Raw genomic sequence first — 18962 nt, forward strand, 5'->3', positions numbered from 1 at the left:
AGCACTCCAGCTTTACTTTATAGGCTATTATGTGCGAAATAAAATGAAATATCACAAAATAAATAAAATAATTTTTAAGATATAGCTCTTAAAAAATTTTATAAATCAGTTATAAACATTTTACATATGTCTTTTGCTTAAAGAACAAATAATTATTTAACATATTGGAAAAGCTCAGATTATTTAATGTATAAATATGTCGTTTGACATTTATATATTAGGATATTAGAATAAAATATAATACAAATATTATTATTTCAGGGGGAATAATATAGTGAAATTTTTAATATTAATGGGAAGCCCGCGTAAGAATGGAAATACGATTTCTCTTGTAAAGCCATTTATAGACGAGATAAGAAGATCAGGGGATGAAACAGATATTATTTGGTTATATGATAAAGATATCAAGGGATGTATCGCTTGCAGGCATTGCCAAAAAGATTGGAGTAAATTTGGATGTATACATAAAGATGACATGCAGTTTATTTTTGATAAAATTCTTTTATGCGATAAAATAATTTTAGCTACACCTATTTATAGTTGGTCGTGTCCGTCACCTATGAAAGCGATGCTCGATAGGCTTGTATATGGAATGAATAAATATTACGGTGATAGAAAAGGTCCTTCTCTATGGAAAGGTAAAAGTGTTTCTATAATAACTACATGCGGATATGACCCGCAAAAAGGGGCAGACTTATTCGAAGAGAGTATAAAAAGATACTGCAAGCATTCTAAGTTGATTTACGAAGGTATGTTGGCAGAACGCGACTTAGGATATAGTGAAGTCTTTATCAGTGATGATAAAATAGAAAGAGCCAGGTCATTTGCAAAAAAATTATTAGACTGATTTTAATATGTATTATCATATAAAGGTAATATAAAATTTAAGATATGGATAAGTAAACTTGTTAATAACAAAAATAATGGAGTATAGATGTTTATATTAAAGAAATATGATAAAGAGTATCAAATAGATTTAATTAATTTTTTAAGTAAGTGTCTTCCTGAGTCCAAAAGGGTATTTGATATATCTTCTCGTCATAAAGTATATGAGGACATAGATAATAACTTTGAGTATTTTGTATGCTTGTTTAATAATAAAGAGATCATAGGCACGGTTGGATTAAAAAGATTAAATAACGAAGACTGTGAATTAAAATCTTTATATATTTATAAGGATTATTATGGTAAAGGTCACGGTTTAAAATTATTAACGGATGCTATAAATAAGGCTAAAAGTTTAGGCTATAAAAAAATGTTCTTGGATACTTTATCCAAAAGCACCAATGCCATATCTTTATATAAAAAGGTTGGTTTTACTGTTACGAAAAGATATAATGATAATGAACTTGCTAATATATTTATGGTCTTGGATTTAAATAATTAAATTTAGAAATTAAAAAGTAATCAATATTTTCATTTGATTGCTTTTTTTATTAAATTAACTATTCATTAATGAAATTTTAAGTTATGATTAACTTAAGTAGTGTATAAATATAATATAACATTTAAGGAGAGGATAATGTCACTAATACTTGTAGTTGAAGACGATAATAAACTCAGAGGTGAGTTAACCTTATATTTAAAGAATAATGGCTATGAAGTCGATGAGATTTTAGATTTTAAGAATAGTGTGGATATTATCTTATCAGGTCATGCGGATCTGGTTCTTCTTGATATAACTCTTCCGGGTATCGACGGGGAATATATCTGCAGGGAAGTCAGAAAATCCAGTGATATACCTATTATTATGCTTACGAGCAGAAATAATGAAATGGACGAGCTTTTAAGTATCAATTACGGAGCAGACGACTATATTACAAAACCATATAATCCGAGGATTTTGATTGCAAGGATAGAAGCACTGTTAAAAAGAGCAAATAAAAATTTCAGCGATGTTATTTTTTATAACGGACTTAAATTAAATATTTCAAAAAGCACTTTTTCATATAATGATAAAGAAATCGATTTAAGTAAAAATGAACTTAAAATATTACATTTTCTTCTAAAAAATAAGTCTAGAATAGTATCAAGGGACGAGCTTATGGATTATTTATGGGACAATAATGAATTTGTTGATGATAATACTTTGACCGTGAATATCAATAGGCTTAGAAAGAAGTTGGAAGGCGTGGAGCTTAAAAACTTTATTGAGACAAAAAGAGGACAGGGATACATAATATCATGAAACTAAAAGATTTTTTAAGGGACAAGTTTGTAAATATAATGTTATATATAGGTTTATTTTTAATAAGTCTATTTCTGCTTAATATATTTAAAGTCAACAGCTCACTGAAAGTAAATATATTGATTTTGACATTTATAGTCCCGGTTATTTCTTTAGGCTATGAGTTTTATAGAAAAAGAGATTTTTATAATAGACTTAAGAAAAATCTGGATAATTTGGATAAAAAATATTTGATAAGCGAATTTATCAGAAATCCTAATTTTATAGAAGGCAGGATTTTAAATGATACGATTTATGAAATCGATAAGTCGATGAATGAATACGTAAATTTATATAAAAGAAAAAATCATGATTTGGAAGATTACATAGAACTTTGGTGTCATGAAATAAAAACGCCTATTTCTACTTCTAAAATGATTATTGCCAATAACAGTAATGAAGTAACGGATAGTATAGACGAAGAGTTAAATAAAATAGATAATCTTGTTGAGCAGGTTTTATATTACGCCAGAAGCAAGAACGTCGAAAAAGATTATATAATAAAAAGAGTCAATCTGGAAGATATAGTAAAAAAAGCAGTGCTAAGAAATAAAAAAGACTTTATTAATAAGCATATAAGTCTGTACATGAATGATCTTGATGTAGAGGTAAGCAGCGATAGCAAATGGCTTGAATTTATTATTAATCAAATAATAATAAATAGTATTAAATATTCAAAAGATGAAAAACCTAAGATTTGGATTTATTCCATAAAGAAGAGAGATGGAATAGAGCTTTATATAGAGGATAACGGTATCGGAATAAATAAAAGTGAGCTCGGTAAGGTGTTTGAAAAAGGTTTTACCGGAACCAACGGAAGGAAAACATATAAGTCCACGGGTATGGGGTTATATCTTTGCAAAACCCTTTGCGACAGCTTATATCATAAAATAGATATCCTTTCTCAGGAAAATGCAAAAACCGTAGTGGTAATCACTTTTCCTTTAAGTTCACTTATAGATGAGGTAAAATAAAACAGACATATGTCTGTTTTTTTATTTATATGTTTGGCTATTATTTACAATAAAATTAATTCTTACAAAACTGTAAGGTTATGTAATATAAATCAATGGATGAAAAAATTATCTTCTTCTATAATCTGATTAAAGGAGGGAGATAAAATGAAAAAGAAAGTGGCACTGGTACTTATTTGTTCGATTTCACTGTTGTTGGTAGGCTGCAGCATCAATAAAGATAAAGTAATAAATAAGTACAATGATATTATCGAAACATTTGGAAAGAATGCTCTTACAAAAGATAATGACTTGATCGGAAAGAGGGTTCTAGAGGATAATTACAACATAGGGACATATGAGTGTAATTATAATGATTTCTGTAATACCGAAGTTTTATTTGGTTCTTGTAAAGTTAACAGATCAAAAGAGAAAATTAGTTTAAATTACAAAGTAAGTGTTGATAAAGGAAAAGGCAAGTTGGTTTGTAAGAATAACGGAGAAGTAAAAACTATCAATCTATTTGAAGGTGCTGGTTTTGAAAGCGGAGAAATTAATATAACCATGTACGATGGTGATTTTTATATAGGATTTATAGGTGATCATTTTAGCGGTTCACTAAATTTAATATCTAAGGAAATTTAAAGGAGATTTATTATGGAAAGAGTTTTAAAAGTTGAAAATATTGAAAAATATTATGGAAATAAGAGTAATTTGACAAAGGCTATTGAAGATATAAGCTTTGAAGTGGAAAAGGGAGAGTTCGTTGCGATAATGGGTGCCAGCGGAAGCGGTAAGACTACGCTTCTAAATGTTATATCTACAATAGACAAAGTTACAAGCGGAGATATTTTTGTCGGTGATATCAACATTACAAATTTAAAAGGTAAACAGTTAAATGAATTCAGAAGAAACAGACTCGGTTTTATATTCCAGGACTTTAATTTGCTTGATACTTTAACCGCATTTGAGAATATAGCTCTAGCCCTTACTATACAAAAGATAAAACCAAACGATATAGAAAGAAGAGTAAAAAATGTAGCTAAAGCACTGGGGATAACAGAAGTACTTAATAAATATCCTTATGAGATGTCGGGAGGACAAAAGCAAAGAGTTGCATGTGCGAGGGCTATAATTACCAATCCTAAATTGATCCTTGCTGATGAACCTACGGGAGCCTTAGATTCAAAAGCCGCAAAAATGCTTTTATCGAGTTTAGATTTACTCAATGAAAAACTAAGTGCTACTATTTTGATGGTAACACATGATGCTTTTACAGCATCTCAGGCAAGAAGGATCCTTTTCATTAAAGACGGAAAGATATTTAATGAAATAATCAGAGGAGACAGCTCCAGAAAAGAATTCTTTAATAAAATTATCGAAGTAGTTACGCTTCTTGGAGGTGAACTAAACGATGTTATTTAAATTATCGATTAAGAATATCAAGAAAAGTTTTAAGGATTATGCCATATATTTTATGACATTGATCCTTGGTGTCGCAGTGTTTTATATATTTAACTCTATGGACGCACAGGAACCAATGATGAACTTTTCCAAATCTTCATACGATGTGGTCAAGTTGATGATCGATATGTTGTCAGGGTTATCGGTATTTATATCAGTTATTCTTGGATTTTTGGTAATATATGCAAATAACTTTTTAATTAAGAGGAGAAAAAAGGAATTTGGTATCTATTTGACTCTTGGAATGGGCAAGGGACAGTTATCTAAAATATTACTTTTGGAAACCTTATTCATCGGTATCATATCATTAGCTGTTGGTCTTGTATTAGGAGTATTTGCATCTCAGTTTATGTCTATCATAGTTGCCAATATGTTTGAAGCTGATATGAGTAATTTCCATTTTGTACTTTCCAATGCTGCAATCATCAAAACAATAATATATTTTTCGGTTATGTATTTATTCGTAATGGTATTTAATACATTTATGATTTCTAAATATAAGCTCATAGATTTATTGATGGCAAGCAGAAAGTCGGAAAAAATCAAAATGAGAAATCCGATTGTATCCATAATTGTATTTATAATATCTATAATAATGTTGGGATTTTCTTATTATAAAGTAACTGCTGGCGTTGAAGGACTTAATGAAAATGATATTATTATATATATTGCTATCGGTTCGGTCGCTACTTTTCTATTTTTCTTTTCACTGTCAGGTTTTATATTAAGACTCGTGAAATCGAATAAGAGGTTATATTATAAAAATTTAAATATGTTTGTACTTAAACAAATAGATTCAAAGATAAATACCACGGTAATCTCTATGAGCATTATATGTTTGATGTTATTTACAACCATAGGTATGCTTTCATCGGGACTTGCTATGAACAACGCTTTAACACAAAATTTGGAGAAATATAACCCTGTAGACATGACAATAATAAAAACCATGAATTTGCCGGATAACAAAGGGTATTCAGATACAGCAATCGATTATTCAAATAAAAGTATCAAAGAGATATTAAATGGATTAGGTTATGATTTAAATAAAGATTTTAAAGGATTTACAGAAGCTTACAGTTATGCAACGAATGAACTTACTTTAAAAGATACTTTAAAAAGTCAACTTGATAACATGAAAAAAGATTTTCCTGAAGTTAAGACTGATACCGCGGAAGAAATCATGAAGTTATCCGATTATAATAAGATAGCTAAATTATTTGGTAATGAACAAATCAAATTAAATAATAATGAGTATGCTATAGTTTGTGATTATGATAACATAAAAGTATATCGCGACAAAGCACTTGAAAGCGGGAATGAAATAACTATAGGGGGTAAAACTTATACTCCTGTGAATAAAGAATGTATTGACGGATTTATTCAAAATACTATGCAGGCTGTGAACACCGGACTCATAATTTTACCCGACAGTGCAAAACTTAAACCTTCTTGGATAGAATTCAGTTATGCAAGTTCAAATTATACACTATCAACCAAAGAACAAAAAACTGCTTTTGAAGAAAAGATGATCAAAAAAATAGATAAAAACAGCGGGTTTAAGGATGTAAAAGATTATAATATAAGGATAAAAAGTGCAACAAGAATAACTAATATAGAATCCTCTAAAGGACTTGGTGCGACGGTGACATTTATTGGGATATATCTCGGAATAATATTCCTTATTACATCTGCCGCGGTACTTGCGTTAAAAGAGCTTTCAGAGAGTGCTGACAATAAAGACAGGTATACTATTCTAAGAAAAATAGGTACCGGTGAAGGTATGATAAATAGGGCACTGTTTACACAAATAGGGATATTCTTTATCCTTCCGTTATTGCTTGCGATAGTACATTCAATATTTGGTCTTCAGTTTGCCGATCACATATTAAGTACTATAGGTCACATGAATATACTTCCTTCTATAATCGTAACATCTGTAGTAATAATTTTGATTTACGGAGGATACTTCTTATTGACTTACTTCTCAAGTAAAAATATAATCAAAGAAAATTAAAAAAAGAGGCTTATGCCTCTTTTTATTTACTTGAATGAGTCAGATAAATCTTTTAAGCTATTGAGAAGATTACCTAAAATAGCATTTGATAATTTATCATTTTGTTTTATTACCCACTTATCGTCTTTCTTGTTTAAACTTACTGTTACTTCATTTGTAACTGTTGCAGAGCTTTTAACCGCATCGTCAATCATTGTATTTAGTTTCTTTTCAACGTATTTATTCATTTCGTCTTCCGATGCATCTAAATGAGATAGAGCGTATGCGAACATATCGGTAAAAAATGTTTTCATTCCGCTGCCAAAGTCTTTATTCGTTATTTTTACTTTTACTGCAGCGGTATCTCCATTATCTTCTGTAGATACGATTTCGTAAGATAGATTAGATAATATTTTTTTAGCTATTTCCTGACTTTCTTTATCTACTTTATCCTTGTCCTTTTCATCTAAAAAACTGCTTAGATTTTTATCCACACTGTCCAGTACATCTTCATAGTTTTTAAGAGTTTCGGCATCGTAAGCTTTGAGTGCGTCCAAGTATTCACTTACCGATTTATCCGGTGACTGTCCGCCGCATGCGCTCAACGATACTAGCATTAAAATACTCAATACAAATCCGGTTAACCTTTTTACATTTTTCATTTCATTTCCCCTTTTTATTTTATATAAATATTATAAAAAATTATTAAAGAAAACTCAATCAAATTATTCTTTTGTCGCCTTTGTATAATTATATAAATAATGAAAATGATAAAAACTTTTAATCTTTTTGTGAAAGGAAATCAGATATCTTATATAATATCTGTATTTTAATTATGTTGATATTCATAGAGCCAGAAAAGAAATTTTGCATTATCTCTGGGTCTTAAATATAAAAACACTGTCAGACAATATTTTATCGTTATAGCCATGATCGGTTTATGATGAGCTTCTTACAAAATAGGTTTTATCTTTGCGATAATCGTTAGATAATAAAAAAAATTTGAAATAAGAAATTAAACTCAATGGATTGACAGAATTATCAGACAATGTTAGAATATTACCGACAACTTGTCGGTTATAAGTCGTAATAGGAGTGTGTGAATAATGCGAATAGTAAAAGAAGCCGAGGAACGAAAAAATGAAATACTGGATATAGCAGAACAGCAATTCGTAGCAAAAGGATTCGACAACACCAGCACTAACGATATTCTGCGGGAAATTGGGATTGCCCGTGGAACACTGTATTATCATTTTAAATCAAAAGAAGAAATATTAGATGCTGTGACTGAACGGATTACTGAACAGTTGGTTGAGAAAGCAAAAGAAATATTTAATAAAAAGGAACTTTCTGTGTTTGAACGAATAATCATGATAATAAATTCGCTTAATATAAGCAGTGGTAATCTTGGACATGAAATTCTGGAGCAAGTACATAGGCCACAAAATGCACTTATGCATCAGAAAATGCAAAAATGTGTATTGTCAGGCATTACTCCTCTTATTACATCACTAATAGAAGAATTAATCACACAAGGAATATGCCAAACGGATTATCCTAAGGAAGTCTCGGAGATGGTACTTATTTATTATAACGCCATGTTTGATAATCTTACGGAACTTAACGAAGAGATCAAGCAGAAAAAATTAACTGCATTAATTTATAATCTGGAACGACTTTTAAATATGGAGCAAGGTAGTATACAAAAATTGATTTCGTAACAACCCAGATAGAAACAGTTATATAAAAACAATTATAAATTAGAACTTATGGAGGTTCAACATGAATATTATTGAAGTAACAAACAGAAATTCATCACTGATAGAACAATTATTAGGAGTGTGGGAAAGCTCAGTAAAGGCAACACACTTGTTTTTATCTGAAAATGAAATAGAAGAAATTAAGAAATATGTCCCACAGGCATTAAAAGAAATACCACATTTAACGATTGTGGAAACCGAAAATCATATTCCGGTAGGATTTATGGGAATAGTAGAGCAACATCTTGAAATGCTTTTTATTTCTCACAAAGAAAGAGGAAAAGGGTTAGGTAAAGAACTTCTTAAATATGGAATAGAAAAATATTCAGTGAATGATTTGGCAGTAAATGAACAAAATCCTCTTGCGAAAGGCTTCTATGAACATATGGGATTTGAAGTATATAAAAGGACAGAGTATGATGAGCAAGGTAATCCATATCCTCTTTTATATATGAGATTGGACTAAATAAATTCCGGCTTATAGAGAAATTGTTAGAAAAATAAATTATAAGAAACGTAAAGTTTGCATAGAATTCGAAGGTAAGACAAATAAATAAGAAAAATTTAGCAATATTTTTTTTGAAACCGAAGAACTAATATTACAACAAACTGTTAAATTGTACTATTTTACTTTCTCAGGTTCTCTTGTTTATATTAACCAAACTGTAAATAGATTTTGACTTTACCCGTTGATAAGACATTTATTATAAAAAAAGTAAAAACCGCATATCCGACAACAAAAGGATTTGACCTGCTGTATTTTATCTTATAACATAAGGGGCAGATATTTATGAAAGACTAACTTTATGAAAATATTTGGGGCTATAATTATATATCAGATACTAAAAATTCGACTTCAATTATACGGAGGTTAAGAAAAAGAGTGTGCCTTTCCCTGGTAATCTATATTATTTACTGACCGTCTGGAGTTCTTGATATAAACTCATCACAGAAAAATCGTAGGTTATGTATTACTATTTTGTGAGCTCTATATAACTGCGATTTTTATATATAACACATATTTTTAATCTCAGAGTCATATCAAAGCACTTCTATAATTGGTAAATTAAACACCAAAATTTATATTAATACTTTATAAGTCTGGTGTTGAAATGAAAATCAGCATTTTTATTTTGAATTTTATGTAAAAAAAATCTCCTCATGCGAAGAGATTTTTTTACTATAATTCTTTTTTCCATAATCCGTGAAGATTACAATATTCATGAGCCGAAATGACTTTATCACCTTCAGGGATTGCAAATTCTGCTTTTGGTTTTTCTCCCGGTTTTAAGTGAGTAATTTGATTTGTTTTTTCAGTTTCAAGAGTGATCCATTCAATATAGTGTTCATCAACCATAGGATGTTCAACTTCTCCGATGAATACTTCAACTTTATTTCCTTCAACCGCTACGACCGGAATATGTTTTTCAACCGCAGCATCTTTTACTCCAGGTTTTATTTCTTCCATTTTTTCACCGCAGCACATAACAGGCACATCCATATTTCTTACGAAAGTAATGATATTTCCGCAGTGTTTGCATAAATAAAATTTTTGTTCCATTATTATCCTCCTAATTTTTTCTACTATTATTTTGTTTACTTAGACCCAAATTTATACTTTCTTTTTAAATTTAAAATCAATTTATATTTTTTTTATAGAATTTTTATTATTTTTAAATGTTAAATTATAACTGGATATAGATAAAATCTATTTCTAAATGATAATTATTGTATTTACTTATAACAAAATATTTGATACCATTAAATTTAACTTAATTCAGTTAGGAGAAATGAAATATGGATATAAAAAATAAAAAACAAGGAACTAAATGTGTTCAGGGCGGATACCAGCCTAAAAGCGGTGAACCCAGAATACTACCTATAATACAGTCAACGACCTTTAAATATGGTACAAGCGAAGAAATGGGAAAACTTTTCGATCTCGAAGCCGAAGGTTATTTTTACACTCGTCTTCAAAATCCAACAAATGATATGGTGGCTCAAAAAATTTGTGAACTTGAAGGAGGCGAAGCTGCCATGCTTACTTCTTCCGGTCAGGCTGCAAATTTCTATGCGGTCATGAATATTGCCGAAGCGGGAGACCATATTATTTGTTCATCTGCTGTTTATGGAGGTACATATAACCTTTATGCTCATACCATAAGGAAAATGGGCGTTGAGTGTACTTTTGTAGACCCGGATATAACTAAAGAAGAACTTGGTAAAGCATTTAAAGAAAATACTAAAGCAGTCGTTGGAGAATCTATCGCAAATCCGGCACTTGTAGTATTGGATATAGCGAAATTTGCTGAGGCGGCACATGAGCACGGAGTTCCGCTTATTATTGATAATACTTTTCCAACACCTATCAACTGCCGTCCTTTTGAATGGGGTGCGGATATAGTAACACACTCAACCACTAAGTATATGGACGGTCATGCTACAAGTGTAGGCGGATGTATAGTTGACAGCGGAAATTTTGATTGGGATGTTTATAAAGCTAAATTCCCGGGACTTACAACTCCGGATCCTACATATCACGGACTTATTTATACCGAGAGATTTGGAAAGAAGGCTTATATAACTAAGGCAACTGCACAGTTGATGCGTGACCTCGGTTCAATTCAGTCTCCTGAAAATGCTTTTCTTTTAAATATAGGACTTGAAACACTTCATTTAAGAATGAAGAGACACTGTGAAAATGCACTGGCAATCGCTGAATTTTTATCTAATCATGAAAAAGTAGCATGGGTCAATTATGCTGGACTTAAGGGTAATAAGTACTATGAATTAGCTAAAAAATATATGCCTGAGGGTACATGCGGAGTGATATCATTTGGCTTAAAAGGCGGAAGGGATGCTTCAGTTAAAATGATGGATAATCTGGAACTTACCGCTATTGTAACCCATGTTGCAGACGCCAGAACTTCGGTGCTTCATCCTGCAAGTCATACTCATCGTCAAATGAATGATCAGGAATTGATTGAAGCAGGTGTTCAGCCTGATTTAATCAGACTGTCCGTAGGTATAGAAGACGTAGAAGATATCAAGGCAGATTTAGCAAAAGCTCTTGAATTGGTTTAGTCAAATGGAATAAATATGATAAGCAGCAGTTTTAGAAATAATATCGGAAGTTATTCTTGGATTATTACTTGGAATATTTATTAAGAAGAAATTAAAGAGATATTAATTTTAGTAGTAGAAAAGAGGATTGAATTATGGCTGTTATAATACCAAAAGATTTGCCTGCATCTAAGCAGCTTGATAGAGAAAATATCTTTGTTATGCATGAAGAGAGAGCCAAAAGCCAGGATATAAGACCTCTTGAACTTGCAATAGTAAATTTGATGCCCACGAAAATCGTTACAGAAACACAGTTACTTAGGCTTATAAGTAACACTGCACTTCAAGTCAAAGTAGATTTGATTAATATGAAATCTCATACCAGTAAAAATACATCACATAATCACTTAAAAGCCTTTTATAAGAATTTCGATGATATAAAACATAAGAAATACGATGGTATGATTATAACGGGCGCTCCTGTTGAAAAATTGGAGTTTGACGATGTAAATTACTGGGAAGAACTTCAGGAAATATTTGATTTTGCAGATAAGAACGTTTTTTCTACCATGTTTATTTGCTGGGGAGCACAGGCTGCATTAAATCATTACTATGGAATAGATAAAAAAGATTTGCCTGAAAAAATGTTTGGAGTATTTGAACATAAAATAGTCAGAAGAAGACCTATAGTAAGAGGTTTTGATGATGTTTTTTATGCACCTCATTCAAGACATACTCAGTGCAGGATCAAAGATATTAAAAAAATAGATGATTTGGAAATAGTTGCTTCAAGCAGAGAAGCAGGAGCATACTTATTGGTCAGTAAAGATCAGAGAAAAATTTTTGTATTTGGGCACAGTGAATATGATCCCAATACATTAAAAAAAGAATATGAACGTGATAAGGCAAAAGGACTTAATCCCAAAGTTCCAAAAAATTATTTTCCAAATGATGATGATACAAAAAAACCTATAGTAAGATGGAAAGCTCACGGAAATTTATTATTTTCAAATTGGCTTAACTATCATGTTTACCAGACAACACCGTTTGATCTTGAAAAATTAAATCAAATAGATAAAGAATTCGGAGTAGACGAATAAATAAAAATAAAAAACGACCGATATAGGTCGTTTTTTATTTTTGTTGTGAGAGAAATCAAAAGTCTGAGGGGTTTAACTTTTGTTCTTCCAAATCTATGCTAATCAGATATTGAGCAAGTTTTAACTACTTTTGCTATTCCCTTTTCATTTAAAGAAATTACTTTAAATTTATTAGAACTTACAACTATTTCGGAAAAACAGTTGCTGCAAAAATATTTTTTTCTGCCAATTTTTCCCATATCTTTATTTGAACAGTAAGGACATTTCATATTAAAAACACTCCTTTTTTCCTTATGATTAAGAAGTATATTCGCCGAACCTTTAAATTACCTTAAAAAATTAAAAATATCAAAAAAAATTGTTTATTTTTATCTAATGAACTATAATATATAAAACAGAAAGGAATTGATATTATGAGAGTACTTATTATAGAAGATGAAGTTAATTTAGCCCTTCCTCTTGTAGCACTTTTAGAGAAAAATAAAATACTTGCAGATACTGTCGCTGACGGGACATCCGGATTGATGTTAGCCAGAAAACCTGTTTACGATGTTATCGTTCTTGATATAATGTTACCTGAGATAGACGGGCTTACCATACTCAAGATTTTAAGAGAAGAACATAATAATACACCGATACTTCTTTTAACTGCTCTGGATAATATTGATGACAGAGTCAGGGGACTTAATCTCGGTGCGGATGATTACCTTACAAAACCTTTTGATACAAAAGAATTAATCGCAAGAATCAAGGCTTTATCAAGAAGAGGCTCGGGGAGTATCACCGAAGAGGTGCTTCATATCGGTAACGTAAGTTTGAATGTCAATAATGCTTCTTTAAGTATCGGGGACAGAGAGGAAACTTTAACAAAAAAAGAAGCTAATCTGCTTGAAACTTTAATGAAAAACAAGGATAATGTACTTTCTAAAGATTATATTTTGGATAAAGTATGGGGTATTGACAGTTATGCAATAGATAACAGCGTTGAAATATATATACATTATTTAAGGAAAAAATTAGGCAGTGATGCAGATGTTAAAATAGTCACAAACAGAGGACTTGGATATACTTTAAAGGAAAAGGATAATGCTTAATAAGATAAAAAATAAACTTATTTTAACGAATACTTTTGTTTTATTAGTCATCTTGATTATGGTGACTTCTTTTATTTATGTATTTTCTTCTTATTCTTTTTCAAATACTTCGGATAATGAACTATTAAATCTTGTATATCAGTCAAAGCGATTTTCAAAGAGTAATTTTAAGAGTATTGAAAATGATTTATCCTATAATCAGGAACTGAGTTACTTTAAAGAAAAATTAAGCAATGAAAAATGCAAATTGATATTTTTTAACAATGAACTTAAACCTATTTTTTCTTCTGGTAAATTTAAAATCAGCAAAAAAAAATTAGGAAAAATCGCTACGCTTTATTTTGCTGATGTCAATTCGTCTCATACCGAGGTCAAAGAGCAGGATGGAAGATATGTCTTTTCCGATTATGAAGACAGCAAAATATCATACAGAACTTGTACTACTCTTATTACAGATAATGACGGGAATATGCAGCTTATCCTAATTGCAGAAGATAACAGGGCGGAAAATGCCACTTTAAATACTCTTTTATATATATTGGCACTAACTGTTATTTTCGGTGTTGTCGCGTCTCTTCTCGGAGGTTTTTATACTGCCGATAAAGCTCTGGTTCCAATAAAAGAAAATATGGATAATCAAAGACAGTTTATCGCGGATGCTTCACATGAGCTTAGAACACCTATTGCGGTAATAAAAACAAATCTTGAATTGATTGAGTCTAATGAAGACGAAACGGTCAAATCCCAGGAAGTATGGATAGATTATGCTAAAAGTGAAATTAAAAGAATGGATAAAATGGTGGGAGATTTACTAATATTATCTAAAGCTGATTTAAATGAAATACCTTTTAATAATAAAGAACATGATATAGTTCACCTTATAAAAGAAGCAATCGAAAAAATCGAACCTATTGCCGTAAAGCGAGAGATAAGAGTTTATATGGCTTGTCCATACAACAGAGTAAAAACAAATATAGACGAAGATAAATTTACTCAGCTATTAATGATACTTCTTGATAATGCAATAAAGTATTCTGAAGATAAAACTCAGATCATGATTACTGTTAAAGTCAATTTAAGTAAAAATAATGTAGTAATCAAAGTAAAAGATCAAGGTATAGGAATGAAGAAAGATGAGATAGAAAAGGTATTTACAAGATTTTATCGAGTAGATAAAGCAAGGAGCAGAAGAGAAAACGGAAGCGGACTTGGACTTCCCATCGCAAAATGGATAGTGGAAAAGTTAAACGGAACTATTAATATAGAAAGCATTGAAGATAAAGGAACTGATGTTATAATAGCTTTACCTTTAATTTCATATGAGGAGACAGAATAATGGATTTACTAAGTATGTTAAATGAAAAACAACAGGAGGCTGTCACATGTGTGGACGGTCCTCTTTTGATACTCGCAGGTGCGGGAAGCGGTAAGACGAGGACGATAATACATAGAATAGCTTACATAATTGAAAATGGTTATGCAAAGCCTTGGGAGATACTTGCGCTTACCTTTACTAATAAAGCAGCGGGAGAAATGAGAGAAAGAATAGACAGTATGGGGATACCTTTTACATCCGATATTTGGATGGGTACCTTTCATTCCATTTGTGCAAGGATATTAAGGATAGAAGGACACAATTTGGGATTTACAAGTAATTTTTCTATCTATGACGACGATGATACAAAAAGATTAGTTAAATCAATATTAAAGGATTTGGATATTTCGGATAAAGAATTTCCTGTTGAAGGTGTCAAATCACAAATATCTTTACTTAAAAATAATTTGGAAACCAGTGATGATTACCTTGAAGAACACGATGATTTTGAAGGAGGATATACCGAAGCTAAGATAGCTCAGGTTTATGCCGAGTATCAAAAGAGATTATTAAGTAACAATGCGATGGATTTTGATGATTTACTGCTTAATATGAATATATTATTTGCAAAATGTCCTGAAGTGCTTAATAAATATAAAAACAGATTTAAATACATATTGGTAGATGAGTATCAGGATACCAACCTTTCTCAGTATGCTATAGTAAGCAAACTTGCAGAGGATCACAGAAATATATGTGTCTGCGGTGATGATGACCAAAGTATATATGGCTGGAGAGGAGCGTCTATCAGAAATATTTTAGAGTTTGAAGAAGACTTTGAGGATGCGACGGTCATAAGACTTGAACAGAATTACAGGTGCACACAAAATATTTTGAATGCGGCAAATGGTGTAATAGAGCATAATCAAAGAAGAATGGGTAAGACATTATTTACGGATAATGACGAAGGAGAAAAAATAAAGTATTTGAATGCAAACAGTGACCTCGAAGAATCGTCGCTTATTTCCAGGGAAATATTTTGCTTGAATGAATATCACGATATACCATACAGCGATATAGCCATACTATATAGGACTAATGCTCAGTCTCGTATACTTGAAGAAGGACTCATGAGAAGGAATATACCTTATCAAATCGTTGCGGGAACGAAGTTCTATGACCGTATGGAAATCAAAGATATCCTTGCTTATTTAAAACTCATAGTCAACCCTCAGGATGATCTTGCTTTAATAAGAGTGATAAATACGCCCAAAAGGGGTATAGGTCCCGCAAGCGTGGAAAAAATCAAAGATTATGCCTTTATGAAGGGTATATCTATGTATGAAGTAATAAAAGATATAGATTCTTCGCCTTTGTTTAAAGGAGCCATAAAAGAAAAGCTTATGAATTTTAGGGATACTATAGAAGAAATCAGAAGGCTTCCCGAGAATAACGGACTTATGGACATAGTAATAAACACTATTCATTTAAGCGGATATGAAGAAATGCTTAAAGAAGGTAAAGTAGAAAATTCTTCAAACAGACTTGAAAACCTTGATGAACTTGTAAATGCCGCAGGAGATTTTGAAAGTAACGAAGAAGAAAATACATTGGAAGCATTTCTGGAAAATGCGGCTTTGGTCGCCGGAGTTGATTCATATGATGAAGATAGTTCAAAAGTATTATTGATGACTTTACATAATGCAAAAGGTCTTGAATTCAACATCGTATTTATGCCGGGCATGGAAGAAAATCTCTTTCCTACGTACAGAGCCGTGAATGAAGACAGCGAAATGGAAGAAGAGAGAAGACTTTGCTATGTTGGTATAACGAGAGCCAGAAAACAGCTTTACATGTCTTCCGCAGAAAGCAGAAGAGTTTACGGAAGAAACGAATTCAGAAATCCTTCAAGGTTTTTACTCGAAGTTCCCGATGATTTGATTGAAGGAACAAATTTTATCAAAGAAAATAGTAAAGAAAAAGAACTCTTAAAAAGTTCAATTAAAAGAATATATGACCCATATAAACAATCTCCTAAAAAGGCAGAAAATCTATTTAAGCAGAACAACAATCTTTCTGATGTTGACTTAAACCCGGGAGATAAAATAGATCACAACGCTTGGGGTATAGGTACTGTAGTGGGAGTTGACGGTAGTGGTGAAGATGCAAAAGTAACCGCAGCCTTTCCTGAAATTGGTATAAAGAAATTTATGGCGGGTATAGCCAAATTTAAAAAAGTTCAGTAATATATATAAAACCATATTTTAAACTCTTTAGGGTTTTAGTATGGTTTTTTTATATACAAAAATCTATGATTATTGTAAAATTATATAGAAAAAGTAAAAATTTTCTTTTAAAAGTGTCACAATTTAAGATAAAAAGAGTCTAACTATATGAAAGGAGGAACGAAATGGAAAATAAAGAGATCAATAAATTTATATCGTTAGCTGTCGAGGGAAACAGCGAAGCTTTAGAAAAAGTTTTATCTGAAATAAATGATTTTATATTCAATCTTTCCCTTAGAATGCTGGGGACGATACATGATGCAGAAGACGCTACTCAGGAAATACTAATAAAAGTCATGTTAAATCTATCTTCGTTTAAAAAAGAGTCCGCATTTAGAACTTGGGTATATAAAATCGCGGTTAACTATTTATTTGATTATAAAAAATCCATGTTTTATAAATATCCTTTAAGTTTTGAATATTATGCAGATGATATCAAAGCCGGATATATTGATGATGAAGATATTTTTGAAGGAGATAAAAATGAGCTGTCAAAAGAGCTTAAATTATCGTGTACCAATGTAATGCTCCAGTGTCTGGACGCTAAAAGCAGATGTGTTTTTATTATCGGGACTATGTTCGGTGTCGATAGTAAAACAGCGGGAGAAATATTGGATATGACACCTGAGAATTATAGGCAGATACTTCATCGTGCACGAAAGAAAATGGCTAAGTTTTTAAGTGAATACTGCGGATTGAGCGGGACCGGATTGTGTAATTGTAAAAAAAGAATTGGTTATGCAGTATCTCAGCATAGATTAGATCCTAAGGACCTCGAGTATTCAAAACTTGAAATATTGGATGAAGATATATTGGAAGATTACATGAAATCAATGGAAGCTTTTGATGAAAAAATTACAGTTTTTGAAGATTTACCAAAATATAACTCCAATATAAATATGAAATCTTTCATTAACGATTTAGTTACCTCAAAACATATGAAAAAAATTAAAGAATACTAGGAGAATAAAAAATGATAGACACTAAGAAAATTTTAAACTTTATAAAAGAACTTAAAGAAAACAATAACAAAGAATGGTATCATGCACATAAAGAAGAGAGACTTAAAGCCAATATCGAATTTGAAAAATTAATACAAGAATTGATAATCGAAATAGGTAAATTTGATGAAAGTGTTTTAAATAATAATCCGAAGGATCTGACATTTAAAATGGTGAGAGATACTAGATTTAGTAAAGATAAGTCTCCATATAATCCTGTATTCAGAGCACATATTTCATCGAGAGGGAAGCTTCCCATTCCTGTCGGATATTATATTTACATAGGTTGTGACAATACTACATTTTTAGGCGGCGGATTGTTTGCTGATATGTTTAAAGACGCTATCAACATGGTAAGAAGCTATATAGATAAAAACGGAAAAGAATTAGATGAAATAATAAACGACCCCGGTTTTAAAAATAATTTTGAAATGTGCGGAGTAAAACTTAAAAATGTACCCGCAGGTTATGATAAAGAACATCCTTACGGAGAATTTCTTAAACATAAAAGCTGGTTTATAGAATACCCTATAAGTGACAAAGACTTCATGGACAGTGAAGCATTTATAAAGAATGCAGCAGAAACATTTAAACTGATGAAGCCTTTTAATGATTATTTAAATAAAGCATTGGTCGATTTTGAAATGCCAAAAAGATAAATATTTACTGATTTTATTATTTATAAATCTATTATTCAATTTTAA

General features: G+C 31.0%; 19 protein-coding genes. 16 read left to right on the forward strand and 3 right to left on the reverse strand.

The genetic code is table 11. The annotated features are described in order from the left end of the window. Positions 1-274: 274 nt before the first annotated feature. From NSA01_RS03725 to NSA01_RS03755, 7 genes are all read left to right on the forward strand, one after another. The gene (locus tag NSA01_RS03725; RefSeq protein ID WP_257480173.1) at positions 275-847 is read left to right on the forward strand and encodes a flavodoxin family protein; all 573 of its coding nucleotides are present in this window, start codon (positions 275-277) and stop codon (positions 845-847) included. A gap of 87 nt (positions 848-934) precedes the next feature. Next, positions 935-1387, forward strand: coding sequence for a GNAT family N-acetyltransferase (locus NSA01_RS03730; protein WP_257480174.1), 453 nt, complete (start codon positions 935-937; stop codon positions 1385-1387). Positions 1388-1522: 135 nt separating this feature from the next. Next, complete coding sequence (locus NSA01_RS03735; protein WP_257480175.1) at positions 1523-2188, forward strand: response regulator transcription factor; 666 nt, start codon at positions 1523-1525, stop codon at positions 2186-2188. After that, positions 2185-3201, forward strand: coding sequence for a sensor histidine kinase (locus NSA01_RS03740; RefSeq protein WP_257480176.1), 1017 nt, complete (start codon positions 2185-2187; stop codon positions 3199-3201). Before NSA01_RS03735 ends, NSA01_RS03740 begins: the two co-directional genes overlap by 4 nt. Positions 3202-3348: 147 nt before the next feature. Further along, entirely contained in the window at positions 3349-3825 is a 477-nt protein-coding gene (locus NSA01_RS03745) for a hypothetical protein (protein ID WP_257480177.1), read from the forward strand. A gap of 12 nt (positions 3826-3837) precedes the next feature. After that, a complete protein-coding gene (locus tag NSA01_RS03750) occupies positions 3838-4605 on the forward strand; it encodes an ABC transporter ATP-binding protein (RefSeq protein WP_117531012.1) in 768 nt (255 codons plus the stop codon). Beyond that, positions 4595-6661, forward strand: a complete 2067-nt coding sequence (locus NSA01_RS03755) for an FtsX-like permease family protein (protein WP_257480178.1) — start codon at positions 4595-4597, stop codon at positions 6659-6661. The genes NSA01_RS03750 and NSA01_RS03755 overlap by 11 nt, the downstream gene beginning before the upstream one ends. 26 nt (positions 6662-6687) lie before the next feature. Here NSA01_RS03755 and NSA01_RS03760 read toward each other — a convergent pair whose 3' ends face one another. Further along, on the reverse strand, positions 6688-7302 hold the full coding sequence (locus NSA01_RS03760; protein WP_257480179.1) for a DUF4878 domain-containing protein: 615 nt from the start codon (positions 7300-7302) through the stop codon (positions 6688-6690). Positions 7303-7746: 444 nt separating this feature from the next. Here NSA01_RS03760 and NSA01_RS03765 point away from each other — a divergent pair, with 444 nt between their 5' ends. After that, on the forward strand, positions 7747-8361 hold the full coding sequence (locus tag NSA01_RS03765; protein ID WP_257480180.1) for a TetR/AcrR family transcriptional regulator: 615 nt from the start codon (positions 7747-7749) through the stop codon (positions 8359-8361). A gap of 61 nt (positions 8362-8422) precedes the next feature. After that, the gene (locus tag NSA01_RS03770; RefSeq protein ID WP_257480181.1) at positions 8423-8866 is read left to right on the forward strand and encodes a GNAT family N-acetyltransferase; all 444 of its coding nucleotides are present in this window, start codon (positions 8423-8425) and stop codon (positions 8864-8866) included. Positions 8867-9580: 714 nt separating this feature from the next. On the opposite strand, the gene NSA01_RS03775 is transcribed toward NSA01_RS03770, so the two are convergent. After that, positions 9581-9961, reverse strand: coding sequence for a desulfoferrodoxin family protein (locus NSA01_RS03775; protein WP_257480182.1), 381 nt, complete (start codon positions 9959-9961; stop codon positions 9581-9583). Positions 9962-10197: 236 nt separating this feature from the next. Here NSA01_RS03775 and NSA01_RS03780 point away from each other — a divergent pair, with 236 nt between their 5' ends. Together NSA01_RS03780 and metA are read left to right on the forward strand one after the other, a co-directional pair. Further along, positions 10198-11484 carry an O-acetylhomoserine aminocarboxypropyltransferase/cysteine synthase family protein gene (locus NSA01_RS03780; protein WP_257480183.1) on the forward strand — a complete coding sequence of 429 codons (1287 nt, stop codon included), beginning with the start codon at positions 10198-10200 and terminating at the stop codon, positions 11482-11484. Positions 11485-11618: 134 nt separating this feature from the next. Beyond that, positions 11619-12563 (forward strand): homoserine O-acetyltransferase MetA, encoded by a 945-nt coding sequence (metA, locus tag NSA01_RS03785; RefSeq protein WP_257480184.1) that lies wholly within the window; start codon positions 11619-11621, stop codon positions 12561-12563. 98 nt (positions 12564-12661) lie between these two features. On the opposite strand, the gene NSA01_RS03790 is transcribed toward metA, so the two are convergent. Beyond that, positions 12662-12832 (reverse strand): hypothetical protein, encoded by a 171-nt coding sequence (locus tag NSA01_RS03790; RefSeq protein ID WP_007050495.1) that lies wholly within the window; start codon positions 12830-12832, stop codon positions 12662-12664. A gap of 144 nt (positions 12833-12976) precedes the next feature. Here NSA01_RS03790 and NSA01_RS03795 point away from each other — a divergent pair, with 144 nt between their 5' ends. The 5 genes from NSA01_RS03795 to NSA01_RS03815 all read left to right on the forward strand — a co-directional run bounded on the left by NSA01_RS03795 (position 12977) and on the right by NSA01_RS03815 (position 18917). Next, positions 12977-13657, forward strand: a complete 681-nt coding sequence (locus tag NSA01_RS03795) for a response regulator transcription factor (protein WP_257480185.1) — start codon at positions 12977-12979, stop codon at positions 13655-13657. Next, positions 13650-14993: a sensor histidine kinase gene (locus NSA01_RS03800; protein ID WP_257480186.1), complete on the forward strand. Its 1344-nt coding sequence runs from the start codon at positions 13650-13652 to the stop codon at positions 14991-14993. The genes NSA01_RS03795 and NSA01_RS03800 overlap by 8 nt, the downstream gene beginning before the upstream one ends. After that, positions 14993-17218 (forward strand): DNA helicase PcrA, encoded by a 2226-nt coding sequence (pcrA, locus tag NSA01_RS03805; RefSeq protein ID WP_257480187.1) that lies wholly within the window; start codon positions 14993-14995, stop codon positions 17216-17218. The genes NSA01_RS03800 and pcrA overlap by 1 nt, the downstream gene beginning before the upstream one ends. Before the next feature lie 164 nt (positions 17219-17382). Then, positions 17383-18219, forward strand: a complete 837-nt coding sequence (locus NSA01_RS03810; protein ID WP_257480188.1) for an RNA polymerase sigma factor — start codon at positions 17383-17385, stop codon at positions 18217-18219. 11 nt (positions 18220-18230) lie between these two features. Further along, on the forward strand, positions 18231-18917 hold the full coding sequence (locus NSA01_RS03815; RefSeq protein WP_257480189.1) for a DUF2461 domain-containing protein: 687 nt from the start codon (positions 18231-18233) through the stop codon (positions 18915-18917). The last annotated feature ends 45 nt before the right edge of the window (positions 18918-18962 follow it).

The sequence above is a fragment of the Anaerofustis stercorihominis genome, assembly GCF_024623185.1.
In the GTDB taxonomy this organism is placed as follows: Bacteria; Bacillota; Clostridia; order Eubacteriales; family Anaerofustaceae; genus Anaerofustis.

Coding starts and splice junctions, on each gene's coding strand:
- NSA01_RS03815 (WP_257480189.1), top strand. CDS start 18,231: ATGATAGACACTAAGAAAATTTTAAACTTTATAAAAGAACTTAAAGAA.
- NSA01_RS03740 (WP_257480176.1), top strand. CDS start 2,185: ATGAAACTAAAAGATTTTTTAAGGGACAAGTTTGTAAATATAATGTTA.
- NSA01_RS03730 (WP_257480174.1), top strand. CDS start 935: ATGTTTATATTAAAGAAATATGATAAAGAGTATCAAATAGATTTAATT.
- pcrA (WP_257480187.1), top strand. CDS start 14,993: ATGGATTTACTAAGTATGTTAAATGAAAAACAACAGGAGGCTGTCACA.
- NSA01_RS03760 (WP_257480179.1), bottom strand. CDS start 7,302: ATGAAAAATGTAAAAAGGTTAACCGGATTTGTATTGAGTATTTTAATG.
- NSA01_RS03795 (WP_257480185.1), top strand. CDS start 12,977: ATGAGAGTACTTATTATAGAAGATGAAGTTAATTTAGCCCTTCCTCTT.
- NSA01_RS03770 (WP_257480181.1), top strand. CDS start 8,423: ATGAATATTATTGAAGTAACAAACAGAAATTCATCACTGATAGAACAA.
- NSA01_RS03800 (WP_257480186.1), top strand. CDS start 13,650: ATGCTTAATAAGATAAAAAATAAACTTATTTTAACGAATACTTTTGTT.
- NSA01_RS03765 (WP_257480180.1), top strand. CDS start 7,747: ATGCGAATAGTAAAAGAAGCCGAGGAACGAAAAAATGAAATACTGGAT.
- NSA01_RS03755 (WP_257480178.1), top strand. CDS start 4,595: ATGTTATTTAAATTATCGATTAAGAATATCAAGAAAAGTTTTAAGGAT.
- NSA01_RS03790 (WP_007050495.1), bottom strand. CDS start 12,832: ATGAAATGTCCTTACTGTTCAAATAAAGATATGGGAAAAATTGGCAGA.
- NSA01_RS03775 (WP_257480182.1), bottom strand. CDS start 9,961: ATGGAACAAAAATTTTATTTATGCAAACACTGCGGAAATATCATTACT.
- NSA01_RS03745 (WP_257480177.1), top strand. CDS start 3,349: ATGAAAAAGAAAGTGGCACTGGTACTTATTTGTTCGATTTCACTGTTG.
- NSA01_RS03810 (WP_257480188.1), top strand. CDS start 17,383: ATGGAAAATAAAGAGATCAATAAATTTATATCGTTAGCTGTCGAGGGA.
- NSA01_RS03735 (WP_257480175.1), top strand. CDS start 1,523: ATGTCACTAATACTTGTAGTTGAAGACGATAATAAACTCAGAGGTGAG.
- NSA01_RS03780 (WP_257480183.1), top strand. CDS start 10,198: ATGGATATAAAAAATAAAAAACAAGGAACTAAATGTGTTCAGGGCGGA.
- NSA01_RS03750 (WP_117531012.1), top strand. CDS start 3,838: ATGGAAAGAGTTTTAAAAGTTGAAAATATTGAAAAATATTATGGAAAT.
- metA (WP_257480184.1), top strand. CDS start 11,619: ATGGCTGTTATAATACCAAAAGATTTGCCTGCATCTAAGCAGCTTGAT.